The organism is Streptomyces sp. MB09-01 (assembly GCF_033794505.1).
Lineage (GTDB): Bacteria > Actinomycetota > Actinomycetes > Streptomycetales > Streptomycetaceae > Streptomyces.
Genome location: NZ_JARAYQ010000057.1, coordinates 1 through 11,900, shown reverse-complemented (window position 1 = coordinate 11,900; position 11,900 = coordinate 1). Strand labels below are relative to the sequence as shown.

Sequence of the window (11,900 nt, the reverse complement as noted above, 5' to 3'; positions counted from 1 at the left end):
TCCGCCGTGCGCCTGGACCTGGGCCTGGACCGCGCGAAGCTGCTGGCAGCCCGTTACAGGGCTGCCGAGGCCCGTCCGTACCTCGCCTCCGCGCTGTATGCCCTGACCGTGGTCCCCTCGGCCGGGGTGCGCACCATGGGCGTCGACCGGCACTGGCGCTGCTACGTTTCGCCCGCCTTCGTCGAGGCGACCCCGGTCGTCGAGCTGGCCGGGGTGTGGATCCACGAGGTGGCGCACCTGCTGCGCGACCACCACGGCCGGGCCGAGCGCCTGCCCGCCGCCGACCAGCGCGATCCGGTCCGGGTCAACATCGCCCAAGACTGCGAGATCAACGACGACCTGCTCGCCGACGGGCTGGCGCTGCCCGAGGGCCGGATGGAGCCCAGGCTCTACGGCCTGCCCACGGGCGGCCTGTTCGAGACCTACCTGCCGGCGATTCCCCCGACGCCCGACGGGCCGGACTGCGGTTCCGGCGCGCACGGCACCCCCACGCCCTGGGAGCTGGGCGAGGACGGCGGCCCCGCCCGGGTCGGCCAAGTAGAGGCGGAGGCGCTGCGCCGGCAGACCGCCCAGGCCGTACGGGCCCACCAGCGCACCCGGGGCCGGATCCCCGAGGGCTGGGCCCGGTGGGCCGAGGAGCTTCTGGAGCCCTCCGTCGACTGGCGCCAAGCCCTGGCCGGAGCGGTCCGCGAGGCCGCCGCCTGGGCGGCCGGCGCGGTGGACTACACGTACCGCCGCCCCTCGCGCCGCACGCCCGCGCTCGGCGGCCGGGTGGTGCTGCCCAGTCTGCGCAGGCCGCTGCCGCGGGTGGCCATCGTCATCGACACCTCGGGATCGATGGGCCCGGACGACCTCGCGGCCGCGCTCGCCGAAGTCACCGGCGTCCTGCGGGAGGTGGGCGTCGGCGGCAACCGGGTCGCCGTCCTCGCCTGCGACGCCGACGTGCACGCCGTGACCCGGGTGCGCAGTGCCGGCGAGGTGACCCTGGCCGGCGGCGGAGGCACGGACATGCGGGTCGGCATCAGCGCGGCGCTGGCCCTGCCCGACCGGCCGAACATCGTGGTCGTGCTGACCGACGGGTACACGCCGTGGCCGGACGAGACACCGTCCTGCCGCCTGATCGCCGCGCTGGTGGCGGACGACCCGCCCGCGCCCCCGGCCTGGGTGGAGACCGTACGCGTCGACCTCGCCACGTGAACGCGGCCGGCCTGTGGTCGGATGTGGAGGCGGCAGTTGGTGCCGTCGTGGCTGTCGGCTTGTTCACCGCCGTGGAGTCGTGCTCGAATCAGGGCGGTGGCCGACGCCGACACGGCGATCGGGAGGTGCTGGCCGCGACCCGAGTGTGGGCCAAGCTCCACCGACTGGTCCTCGACGAACTGGGCGCCCGCGGCGAGCTGGACTGGTCCCGCTGCGCGGTCGACTCGGTGAACATACGGGCCCTGAAAAGGGGGACCTGACAGGTCCGAATCCTACGGAGCAGGGGGCGTCCGGCCCTTCTGCGGTGCGGGACGATCAGCCCTGTCCCGAGGTAGGCGCCCTCCGCGATCACCGTGGTGCCAGCGGCTTTAGCCGGCAGGTCCGACTCCCGCCAGACGTGGGCGTCGCGCAGCCAGCCGACCAGGTCTGCCACCGGCCGCGGCGAGGCCGCGCCGGAGGCCGCCCGCCGCATCGGCCCAGCGCGCCGGTATCCCGGATGCCTTGGCCGACGTACAGGCTGACGGCACGTGCGGGGTGCCCCTGGCGCCAGATCCACCCAGTACGACAAGGGCCGATCACGTGGTTTTGGGCGGACCGGTCGCGTGCCTCCCCCTGGAGCTCCCGCAGAGGGGCCATGCTCCGCGCAGGGGAACCTGATGCGCGGAGGGTGTGGGTGCTGTTGAAGAGGACACAGGTCCGCGCCGCGCGGCGGGCGGGCCGGGCGGCGCACCGTTCGTTCAGCGGGCTGGATGAGCGCCTGCCGCTCGCCGAGGCGGCACGGACCACCGTGCGCAAGGTCTTCCCGGACCACTGGTCGTTCCTCCTCGGGGAGATCGCCCTCTACAGCCTGCTCGTCCTGCTCCTGACCGGCATCTGGCTCACGTTCTTCTTCCAGCCGTCGATGCAGGACACGGTCTACGCAGGTCCGTACGCCCCGCTGCGCGGGCTGCCGGTCTCCGAGGCGTACGCGTCCACCCTGCGCATCAGCTTCGAGGTGCGCGGCGGCCTGCTGATCCGCCAGATGCACCACTGGGCGGCGCTGCTGTTCGTGTTCGCGATCGGCGCCCACCTCCTGCGCATCTTCCTCACGGGCGCGTTCCGCCGGCCGAGGGAGGCGAACTGGGTCGTCGGGGTGACCATGCTGCTGCTGGCCCTGGTGGAGGGCTTCGCCGGCTACTCCCTGCCGGACGACCTGCTGTCGGGTACGGGGCTGCGGACCGCCCAGGGGATCATGCTGTCCGTGCCCGTGGCCGGGACGTATCTGTCCTTCTTCGCCTTCGGCGGCGAGTACCCGGGGCAGGACATCGTCGCGCGCCTGTATCCCGTCCACATCCTCCTGGTGCCCGGTCTGCTCGTGGGGCTGGTCTCCCTGCACCTACTCCTGGTTGTGCACCTGAAGCACACTCAGTGGGCGGGTCCCGGCCGCACCGGCCGCAACGTCGTGGGGAAGCCGTTCTTCCCGCACTACGTCGCGAAGTCCGCCGGGCTGTTCTTCCTGACCTCCGCAGTCCTCGCCGCCCTCGGCGCGCTCGCCCAGATCAACCCGGTCTGGGCGTACGGCCCGTACCGGACGGACGTGGTGTCCACGGGTGCGCAGCCGGACTGGTACGTCGGCTTCCTGGAGGGTGCGCTGCGCCTGATGCCCGGGGTCGAGACCCGGCTGTGGGGGCACACGCTCATGTGGAATCCACTGGTCCCCGGCGTCCTCCTTCCCGGTCTGTTGTTCGCCGGCCTGTACGGGTACCCGTTCTTCGAGCGGTGGATCACCGGCAGCCACGGCGAGCGCCATGTGTGCGACCGGCCCCGGAACCGCCCCGCCCGGACTGCCCTGGGTATCGCCGTCCTCACCTCGTACGCCGTGCTGCTCCTGGCCGGGGCTCAGGACATCGCCGCCTTCATCACCGAGATTTCGGTTCAGGCCGTCACCTGGACCCTGCGCTGCGCGGTCGTGCTCCTGCCTCCCCTCGCGTTCTGGCTCACCCGTCGCCTGTGCCTCGCGCTTCAGGCCCGCGATGCCGAGCAGCTGGTGCACGGAGCGGAGAGCGGCGAGGTGCGCGAGAGCGTGGAAGGCGGCTTCGCTGCCGGGCGCGTACCGCTGCCCCCCGAACAGCGTCACGTCAACGCCGTGTACGAAGTGAACACCCCGCTAGTGAACACCCCGCTGCCGGGGCAGTCCGCCGCGCCTGCCTCGGCGCGGGGGACGTGGCCGGCCCGTCTGCGCGATGCCCTCAGCCGCTGGTACTACGCCGGCCGGTTGCGGTCCCCGCTCAGCACGGAGGACCACCTGCGGGCACAGGACATGATCGCCGGGCCGGACGAGCCCGTCCGGGAGCGGGCGGACCGGACCTGAAAGAGCCGGGCTCAGCTGTCCGCACGGCGCGGCCGGAAGACGAACCCGAACACCCCGGGTGCGAGGACGCCGAAGCCGATCAGGGCCAGCCACAGACCCTGCACGACTCCGAGCCCGATCAGCGCGGCTCCCACCGCCGAGACCACGGGGGCGTAGCTGCGTGCGGGGAAGAAGAAGCGGCGGTCGCCGCCTCCGGCGACTTCCGCCGTCCCGTGGTCCTCGGGCCGCCGCCCGTCGCGGTAGAACTGCCGCCACATGAAGGCGGCGACGAGGGCGGACATCAGGAGCGAGACCATGAGCGCGGAGATGCCCGCCGGATCGTCGGACAGTGCCGCGTAGATGCCTCCGGTCAGCGCAAAGAACACCGCGACCCCGGTGAACAGCCAGGCTTCCGCTCTCATCGCTGCCTCACCTCCGGGTGGTGCAGATCGAACGCGGGCGAGTCCGAGCGGATACGGGGCAGCGCGTGGAAGTTGTGCCGGGGCGGCGGCGAGCCGGTCGCCCATTCCAGGGAACGTCCCCACCCCCACGGGTCGTCCGACGTGACAGGGACGCCGTTGCGGGCCGTGCGCCAGACGTTGTAGAGGAAGGGCAGGGTCGAGAGCCCCAGCAGGAACGCCCCGATCGTGGACAGCGTGTTCAGGAGGGTGAATCCGTCGGCCGCGAGGTAATCGGCGTAGCGTCGGGGCATCCCCTGCTCCCCCAGCCAGTGCTGGACGAGGAAGGTGAGCTGGAAGCCGACGAACAGTGTCCAGAAATGGATCTTCCCCAGGCGTTCGTCGAGCATCCGGCCGGTGAACTTGGGCCACCAGAAGTAGAAGCCGGCGAACGTGGCGAAGACGATCGTGCCGAACAGCACGTAGTGGAGGTGTGCCACGACGAAATAGCTGTCGGTGAGGTGGAAGTCCATCGGCGGGGAGGCGACGAGCACCCCGGTCAGCCCGCCCAGCAGGAAGGTGACGAGGAAGCCGATGCACCACAGCATCGGTGTCTCGAACGACAGCGAGCCGTTCCACATCGTCCCGATCCAGTTGAAGAACTTCACCCCGGTCGGCACGGCGATCAGGAAGGAGAGCAGCGAGAAGAACGGCAGCAGCACCGCCCCCGTGGCGAACATGTGGTGCGCCCACACCGTCGCCGACAACCCCGTGATCGCCATCGTCGCGCCGACCAGCGCGACGTACCCGAAGATCGGCTTCCTGCTGAACACCGGCAGGATCTCGCTGACCACCCCGAAGAACGGCAGCGCGACGATGTAGACCTCCGGATGGCCGAAGAACCAGAACAGGTGCTGCCACAGCAGCGCCCCGCCGTTCGCGGCGTCGAAGACGTGCGCGCCGAACTTCCGGTCGGCCTCCAGGGCCAGGAGGGCGGCCGTGAGCACGGGGAAGGCGAGCAGCGCCAGGATGGAGGTGAACAGCACGTTCCACGTGAAGATCGGCATCCGGAAGAGAGTCATGCCCGGTGCGCGCAGGCACACGATGGTGGTGATGAAGTTGACCGACCCCAGGATGGTGCTCAGGCCGGACACCGCCAGGCCCATGATCCAGAGGTCCGCGCCGACGCCCGGGGAGAAGACGGCTCCGTTGAGGGGCGCGTACGCGAACCAGCCGAAGGCGGCCGAGCCGTTCGCCGTCAGGAATCCGCTGACCACCATGAGCCCGCCGAACAGGTACACCCAGTAGGTGAAGGCGTTCAGGCGGGGGAACGCGACATCGGGGGCACCGATCTGCAGGGGCATCACAGCGTTGGCGAAGCCCGTGAAGGTAGGGGTGGCAAACAGCAGCATCATGATCGTGCCGTGCACCGTGAACAGCTGGTTGTACTGCTCGGCCGAGACGATCTGCAGACCGGGACGCGCCAGTTCCGCCCGCATCAGCAGCGCCAGCACCCCTGCGAACAGGAAGAACCCGAACGCGGTGACGAGGTACATGTATCCGATCACCTTGTGGTCGGTGGTCGACAGCACCTCCTGTACACGGGCACCGACGGCCGCCCTACGGTGCCCCTCGTCGGGCCTGGCCGTCCCAGCCTCGGACACCGAGGGCGCTACACCCTCCTCGATCGACACCATGGGCCTCCCCGCAGGACGCACTCCGGCCGCGCCGTCGCAGCCTCTCGCCAACCCTGGCAGCCCGCGACCCCGCCCGGCGGTAGGCCCCCGGCGCGCCGTCCCCGCCGGTGTCCAGGGGCCGGGCAATCGGGTGAGGGAGCCCGGCGTCGTCGAAAAAGGGAAGCGCGGCGGATCCGGTCCGCGCAGGGCGAACCCGGACTCCTTGATCTCCCGCATCCCTTTTTACCTGTGGGAGCCGGACCACCCGCCGGCCGAACCCGCTCCGCTGGTCGTCGTCTCTCACGGCACCGGAGGATCGGGCAGCAACATGGAGTGGCTGGTACGTCCGCTGCACGAAGCCGGTTTCCGGGTCGTGGCCCTCGAGCACCACGGCAACGACTTCGTCGACGGCTACGAACCGGAGGGTTTTCCTCCACGTGGGGGAACGGCCACGGGACGCCTCCTTCGTCCTCCACGCGCTCGCTCGCGAACAGCCCCTCGGCCCGGTCGGTGCGGCGGGTTTCTCCATCGGCGGCTACACGGCGGCGGCGCTCGCCGGGCCCGTGTCGATCCGCAGATCTTGTGGGCGGTGCTGTCAGGGGCGGTCCCGTTGCCGGAGATTCCCGAGTTCCCCGGCGTGCTGGAGGCGCTGCGGAAGCCGTCGTTCCAGCTTCCCGGTATGAACACCAGCCATGAGGTCTGGCCGATCCCCCCGCCACGCGCACCGAGTCTGCGCTTTGATCGCCCTCCGCCGGCTGCTCGCCGATGCGCGATTCGCTTCAGTCGTCCGGCGCCGGGCCTTGTCGTCACCTGTCGATGACACCCGACAGAGGGGTAAGCAGTCCGACGCGCCACGCTGCCGAACCAGTCCAACTTCGGTCTTGTGACCCCATCAGGCGTCACAGACACCGGGCTCTCAGCCCCGCCTCCACGGTCCGGCCCCGCAATCGGCCGCCTGGACCTGCTGCGCAGGGCCCCCACCGCCGCTCCTCAGCGATTCCACCCAGCGGAAGCCTTGGCCTTTCCATGCGGACGGAGAACCCGTTGCCGGACCGACCACGGGGGCTTGGTGGCTGGGTCCTGGGTGCGAGCAGAAAGAGAAAGGGCCAGCTGAGACCCCCTTTACGACCTGGACCAGACCCGGACGGGATCCCCCCACGGCCAGTTGTCCCCTCGTGTCGGAGCTGAGATACAGGGGCAGGGACCACCGCCGTTTTCGCAGAATCCCCCCATTCCGTTGAGAAGGGGAGGGAGTGGGGCGAGAAGCATGCCTGGCCACCATGGTCAACGAGGTATGCCTTACAGCTAGTTAACGAGGTATGCCTTACAGCTAAACGGGTGGTTTTGGCCGGAACAGCGCACGGTCAGAACACCTCTTCACCAGTAGCCCGGCCTGTCGGAGCCCGGGCGGCTGGCCGTGACCGGCATGACGGCGGAGCGCGTCGGCGCGCTCGCCACCGAGCACGGGATCGTGGTTCTCGAACTCAACACCCGCAGGCCCTCGTTGGAGGAGGTGCTGCACGAGCTCGCCGCCGGCGCCCGGGAGTACGGCCGACCCGGTGCGGACGGTCACGAGCCGGCCCGGGAGTTAGCCTGAGCGCATGGAGGAACTCAACGGGGTGGAGATCATCGGCTTCGCGGACGCCGAGGCGTTCGAGGCCTGGCTCGCCGAGCACCACACGCGCCACGAGGGCGTATGGATCAAGGTGGCCAAGAAGAAGTCCGGCGTCGCGTCGGTCACCGACGACGAGCTGGTCGACATCGGGCTGTGCTACGGCTGGATCTCCGGCCAGCGGCGCGCCCTCGACGAGCGGTACTACCTGCAGAAGTACGTGCCGCGCCGCCCCAAGAGCTTGTGGTCGCAGGTGAACGTGGACAAGGTGGCGGCGCTGACGGCCGCGGGGCGGATGCGTGAACCCGGGCTCGCCGAGGTGCGCAGGGCGCAGGCGGACGGACGGTGGGCGAGCGCCTACGAGTCGCAGAAGACGGCGACGGTACCGCCGGATCTCGCGGCGGCCCTCGACGCGGACCCCGGGGCCAGGAAGGCGTTCGAGTCGCTCGACCGGACCGGGCGCTACCAGCTGATCCTGCCGCTGCTCCAGTCCCTCACCCCGGAAAGCCGGCAGGCCCGCCTCACCAAGGCCCTGCACCAGCTGACGCCGGGCGAGGCCCCGTGACCCGCCGTACTGCTGCGCGCCCTGCGGACGCCGAGGCGGTCTTCCCCGAGGTGGCCCCACTTCGGAGCCGGGCGCTCTCGCTGCATCCCCGAGCGGGCAGCCCGACGCGGCGGGAGAGTTCGGTGGGCGGTCCGCTGTTGCGGCCCGCACACGAGGCCCGCTGACCTGGACTCCCCGAGGATCAGGGTGTCGCGTACGAAGGTCCCGGCCTGGTGCTGGGAGACCTGGGCGGGTCTACCGCTTCGAGTACCGGACCTGACCGGGCCGCCCGGACAAGGATCGATGCGACTGCGCCACGACGGGAGAAAGGCGTCAGGCCCGGCCGCCCCGGGGGAGGCCAGGCCTGACGGAAACCGGAGCCGTGGGTCAGGAGTGCTGCTCGCGGGCCTTCTCGGCGCGCTCGGCGTTCTTCTCCTTGATCCGGACCGCTTCCTTGCGGACCTCGGCCTGGGTGGCGCGCTCCCGCTGCAGCCACTCGGGAGACTCCTGCTTCAGCGCTTCGATCTGCTCGGTGGTGAGGGGGTCGGTGACTCCCCCACGGGCGAGGCCGGCGATGGAAACGCCGAGCTTGGCCGCGACGACCGGCCGCGGGTGCGGGCCGTTGCGGCGCAGCTCCTGCAGCCACTCGGGCGGATCGGCCTGGAGCGCACTCAATTCGCTGCGCGAGACGACACCCTCCTGGAACTCGGCGGGGGTGGCCTCGAGGTACACGCCCAGCTTCTTCGCCGCGGTCGCGGGCTTCATCGTCTGGGTGTTCTGGTGCGACGTCATGGTCTCAAGAGTATCGAGCGTGTGCGCTACCTCCGACCACGACCGGTAACCTGGCGGGGTGACAGGCTCGGAAGTACCCCATTCGTTCCGGCTCGCTTATGTCCCCGGGGTGACACCCAGCAAGTGGGTGCGGATCTGGAACGAGCGGCTGCCCGACGTCCCGCTGACCCTGGTCGCGGTGTCCCCCGGCGAAGCGTTCGGCGTGCTGCGGGACGGCGGCGCCGACGCGGGGTTCGTCCGGCTGCCGGTCGACCGTACGGACCTCAGCGCGATCCCGCTCTACACGGAGACCACGGTGGTGGTGGTCCCCAAGGACCACCTGGTGGCGGCGGCCGAAGAGGTGTCCACCGGGGATCTGGCCGACGAGATCGTGCTGCATCCCCTCGACGACACCCTCGTGTGGGAGCAGCTGCCGGGACGGCCCGCGATCGAGCGCCCCGCGACGACGGCGGACGCGATCGAGCTGGTGGCGGCCGGGGTGGGCGTCCTGGTCGTCCCGCAGTCGCTGGCCCGTCTGCACCACCGCAAGGACCTCACCTACCGGCCGGTCTCGGACGCGCCCGAGTCGCGGGTCGCGCTGTCGTGGCCGCAGGAGGAGACCACCGATCTGGTGGAGGAGTTCATCGGGATCGTGCGCGGCCGGACCGTGAACAGCACGCGGGGTCGCCCCCCGACGCCGCCGCAGCCCAAGGCGAAGCGCAAGCGCCCCGAGACGGGCTCGGGCTCCGGATCCGGCGCCCAGCGCAAGACCGCGTCCGGGAAGCCGACGGGCAAGAACCCCCGTGGTACTTCCGGCGGCGCGAAGGCGGGCAAGGGCGGCAAGGGCGGAAAGCCCCGCCGTCGGCCGTAGGACCGGCCTGATCCGAACGACAGGCCCCGGGGCCCCGACGGCCTGGCTTCGGGACCGGGATCGCCTCGCGGTGTATGCAGGTGGGATGGATCTCCGGCCGTCCCCATCGCGGCACCACCCAGCCCGGCAGGTGAGCCACCTGCAGCTGGCGGTCCCGTTCGCGCTGATCGCCCTCGTGACGCTGGTCGACGTCCTCGCTCCGCCGGAGGTCCACCTCGGGCCGTTCCTGGTCGCCGCGCCCGCGGTGACGGCCTCGTTCGCGGGGCCCCGGATGACGGGCTTCGTGGGCCGGGTCGCCGTGCTGGCCCAGGTGGTGGTCGCGACGACGCGCACCAGCCTGACCGACCTGAACCACACCTTCCAGATCATCGCGCTGGTCATGATCTCGGTGTTCGTGACTTTCTTCGCCCACCTGCGCGAGGTGCACGAGAAGGAGCTGATCCAGCTGCGCTCGGTGGCGGAGACCGCCCAGCAGGTGGTCCTGCGGCCGCTGCGCGACCGGATGGGGCCGCTGGGCGTCGCCTCCGTGTACCTCGCGGCGGCGGCCGAGGCCAGGATCGGCGGTGACCTGTACGCGGCCGCCCGTACGGTCACGGGGACGCGGCTGATCATCGGCGACGTCCGGGGCAAGGGCCTGGAGGCCGTCGGGGACGCCGCGCTCGTCCTGGGCGCCTTCCGGGCGGCCGCCCACCAGGAGGCCGAGTTGTCGGGCCTGGTGGACTACCTCGAGGCGGCCGTCTCCCCGGACCTGGACGGCTCGGAGGACGACGGCCCCGCCGGCGACGGCGGCGAGAGCTTCGTGACCGCGGCCGTCCTGGAGGTCCCCGACGGGGAACCGGTGCTGCACCTGGTCAGCTGCGGCCACCCGCCACCCCTGGTCCTGCGCCGCACCGGCGGGGCCGAACGCCTGGAGGTGTCCCATCCCGGGCCGCCCCTGGGGCTCGCCGGGCTCGTGGCCGCGCCCGTCGCAGCGCAGACCTTCCCCTTCGCGGCGGGTGACGTCCTGCTCCTCTACACGGACGGCGTCCTGGAGGCGCGTGACCGGGACGGGGCCTTCTACCCCCTCGCGGAGCGCGTGGCCGCCTGCTCCGGCATGCACCCCCAGGCCCTGCTGGACCACCTGTGCCAGGACCTGCTCGCCCACGCGACCGGCAACACCCTCGGCGACGACGCGGCGATGGTCGCGATCGAACGGACCGTCTAGGACCGGTTCCCGGGTTTGCCAGAATCGGATCATGCTGGCCATCGGAACGATCGTCATGGGGGCCGCGGACGTGCGGCGGGCCGCGGAATTCTGGAGCAGGGCGCTGGGATATGTCCCGCGCGACGGCGAGGTGGACGAGGGCTGGACCGTCCTGGTCCCCGCGGACGGCGGCGGGCCCGGCCTGGCGCTGGGCCGCAGCGTCACGCCCGTACAGGAACGCCCGCGCGTCCACCTCGACCTGTACGTGGCCGACGCGGCGGAGCAGGAGGCGGAGGTGGCGCGCCTGGTGACGCTGGGGGCCCGGCACGTGGACTGGGACTCCTATCCCGAGGACCCCGATTTCGTGGTGCTGGCCGATCCCGAGGGCAACCGCTTCTGCGTGATCGACACCACCCACGGCTGAGCGCGGGGGCCGGGGCCGGAGCCGGCCGGGCCCGTTGCGCGGATCAGAGGGCCAGCGTGCGCCAGCCCTGGGTGATCTGCTCGCGGACGGCGTGCGCGTCGGGCGTCGGCGGCCGCTCCTGCGCCCGGTCGGCCGTCAGCAGCTCCACCAGGGCCGCACCCTCGGCCGGGCGTGCCGCCGGGTCGGCGGTCAGCGCCCTCGCGACGGCCGCCGCGAGGGCCGGGTCGAGCGCCTCCACGGCCGCGAGCGCGGCGGGCCCGGGTCCGGTGTCCACGATCCGGCGGATCACGGCGCCCGTACTGGTGGCGGAGAACGGGCTGGTGCCGTGCGCCGCGCACACCACGCAGCAGGCCCAGGCCCAGACGTCGGCGGCCGTGCCGACGCGCTCGTCGCCGAACTGCTCCGGCGCCATGTACGTCAGGGTGCCCGGGCCGCCGCCGGTACGGGTGAGCCGGGTGCCGTCGACGATCGCCGCGATGCCGAAGTCGAGCAGGCGCGGGCCGGCGGTGGTGAGCATGATGTTGGCGGGCTTGAGGTCCCGGTGGACCAGACCGAGCCGGTGCACGCCGGAGAGAGCCACGGCGAGCGCGAGCGCCAGGGCCTTCAGCGCCTCGGGCGAGCGGATCGGCCCCTGCTCCCGCAGGTGCACGTCGGGCGGCCGCCCGTCCAGCAACTCCATGGCCAGGTACGGCCGTCCGGAGTCCACTCCGGAGTCGAGCACCCTGGCGGTGTACGCACCGGACACCATGGCCAGCACCTCCGCCTCGCGCTCGAAGCGCTGCAACAGCCCGGCGTGGTCGAGGAGTTCGGGGTGGATGGTCTTCAGGGCCACCTGGGTCACCGCCCCCTCGCGGCGGGCGAGGTACACCGTGCCCATCCCGCTGGCCCCGATCCG

11 protein-coding genes and 1 pseudogene are annotated in these 11,900 nt (G+C 71.7%); 8 read left to right on the top strand and 4 right to left on the bottom strand.

Annotated elements, in window-relative coordinates; genetic code table 11:
* The first annotated feature begins 6 nt into the window (after positions 1-6).
* The 3 genes and pseudogenes from PV721_RS14770 to PV721_RS14755 all read left to right on the top strand — a co-directional run bounded on the left by PV721_RS14770 (position 7) and on the right by PV721_RS14755 (position 3,547).
* Positions 7-1,197: a DUF2201 family putative metallopeptidase gene (locus PV721_RS14770; protein ID WP_319724156.1), complete on the top strand. Its 1,191-nt coding sequence runs from the start codon at positions 7-9 to the stop codon at positions 1,195-1,197.
* 89 nt (positions 1,198-1,286) lie between these two features.
* A pseudogene (locus PV721_RS43895) lies at positions 1,287-1,700 on the top strand (hypothetical protein); the annotation flags it as partial.
* A gap of 170 nt (positions 1,701-1,870) precedes the next feature.
* Positions 1,871-3,547 (top strand): cytochrome b, encoded by a 1,677-nt coding sequence (locus PV721_RS14755; protein WP_319724204.1) that lies wholly within the window; start codon positions 1,871-1,873, stop codon positions 3,545-3,547.
* 11 nt (positions 3,548-3,558) lie between these two features.
* Here PV721_RS14755 and PV721_RS14750 read toward each other — a convergent pair whose 3' ends face one another.
* Positions 3,559-3,948, bottom strand: coding sequence for a cytochrome c oxidase subunit 4 (locus PV721_RS14750; protein WP_319724153.1), 390 nt, complete (start codon positions 3,946-3,948; stop codon positions 3,559-3,561).
* On the bottom strand, positions 3,945-5,621 hold the full coding sequence (ctaD, locus tag PV721_RS14745) for a cytochrome c oxidase subunit I (RefSeq protein WP_319724151.1): 1,677 nt from the start codon (positions 5,619-5,621) through the stop codon (positions 3,945-3,947). The genes PV721_RS14750 and ctaD overlap by 4 nt, the downstream gene beginning before the upstream one ends.
* Before the next feature lie 1,396 nt (positions 5,622-7,017).
* On the opposite strand from ctaD, the gene PV721_RS14740 reads away from it, so the two are divergent.
* Both PV721_RS14740 and PV721_RS14735 read left to right on the top strand, forming a co-directional pair.
* On the top strand, positions 7,018-7,197 hold the full coding sequence (locus PV721_RS14740) for a hypothetical protein (protein WP_319724149.1): 180 nt from the start codon (positions 7,018-7,020) through the stop codon (positions 7,195-7,197).
* Positions 7,198-7,201: 4 nt separating this feature from the next.
* Positions 7,202-7,777 (top strand): YdeI/OmpD-associated family protein, encoded by a 576-nt coding sequence (locus PV721_RS14735; protein WP_319724147.1) that lies wholly within the window; start codon positions 7,202-7,204, stop codon positions 7,775-7,777.
* Between the two features lie 366 nt (positions 7,778-8,143).
* Here the strand turns inward: PV721_RS14735 and PV721_RS14730 are convergent, their stop codons facing one another.
* Positions 8,144-8,548 (bottom strand): DUF5997 family protein, encoded by a 405-nt coding sequence (locus PV721_RS14730; protein ID WP_319724145.1) that lies wholly within the window; start codon positions 8,546-8,548, stop codon positions 8,144-8,146.
* A gap of 58 nt (positions 8,549-8,606) precedes the next feature.
* Here PV721_RS14730 and PV721_RS14725 point away from each other — a divergent pair, with 58 nt between their 5' ends.
* The 3 genes from PV721_RS14725 to PV721_RS14715 all read left to right on the top strand — a co-directional run bounded on the left by PV721_RS14725 (position 8,607) and on the right by PV721_RS14715 (position 11,005).
* Positions 8,607-9,398, top strand: coding sequence for a LysR substrate-binding domain-containing protein (locus tag PV721_RS14725; RefSeq protein WP_319724143.1), 792 nt, complete (start codon positions 8,607-8,609; stop codon positions 9,396-9,398).
* An 85-nt stretch (positions 9,399-9,483) separates the two neighbouring features.
* A complete protein-coding gene (locus PV721_RS14720) occupies positions 9,484-10,602 on the top strand; it encodes a PP2C family protein-serine/threonine phosphatase (protein ID WP_319724141.1) in 1,119 nt (372 codons plus the stop codon).
* A gap of 31 nt (positions 10,603-10,633) precedes the next feature.
* Positions 10,634-11,005 (top strand): VOC family protein, encoded by a 372-nt coding sequence (locus tag PV721_RS14715; protein WP_319724139.1) that lies wholly within the window; start codon positions 10,634-10,636, stop codon positions 11,003-11,005.
* 43 nt (positions 11,006-11,048) lie between these two features.
* On the opposite strand, the gene PV721_RS14710 is transcribed toward PV721_RS14715, so the two are convergent.
* Positions 11,049-11,900, bottom strand: an 852-nt coding sequence (locus tag PV721_RS14710; RefSeq protein ID WP_319724137.1) for a serine/threonine-protein kinase, incomplete at its 5' end; no start/stop codon positions are given.

Excerpts from the sequence above, each read along its gene's own strand:
- PV721_RS14750 (WP_319724153.1), bottom strand. The coding sequence starts at position 3,948 with ATGAGAGCGGAAGCCTGGCTGTTCACCGGGGTCGCGGTGTTCTTTGCG.
- ctaD (WP_319724151.1), bottom strand. The coding sequence starts at position 5,621 with ATGGTGTCGATCGAGGAGGGTGTAGCGCCCTCGGTGTCCGAGGCTGGG.
- PV721_RS14735 (WP_319724147.1), top strand. The coding sequence starts at position 7,202 with ATGGAGGAACTCAACGGGGTGGAGATCATCGGCTTCGCGGACGCCGAG.
- PV721_RS14730 (WP_319724145.1), bottom strand. The coding sequence starts at position 8,548 with ATGACGTCGCACCAGAACACCCAGACGATGAAGCCCGCGACCGCGGCG.
- PV721_RS14720 (WP_319724141.1), top strand. The coding sequence starts at position 9,484 with ATGGATCTCCGGCCGTCCCCATCGCGGCACCACCCAGCCCGGCAGGTG.
- PV721_RS14715 (WP_319724139.1), top strand. The coding sequence starts at position 10,634 with ATGCTGGCCATCGGAACGATCGTCATGGGGGCCGCGGACGTGCGGCGG.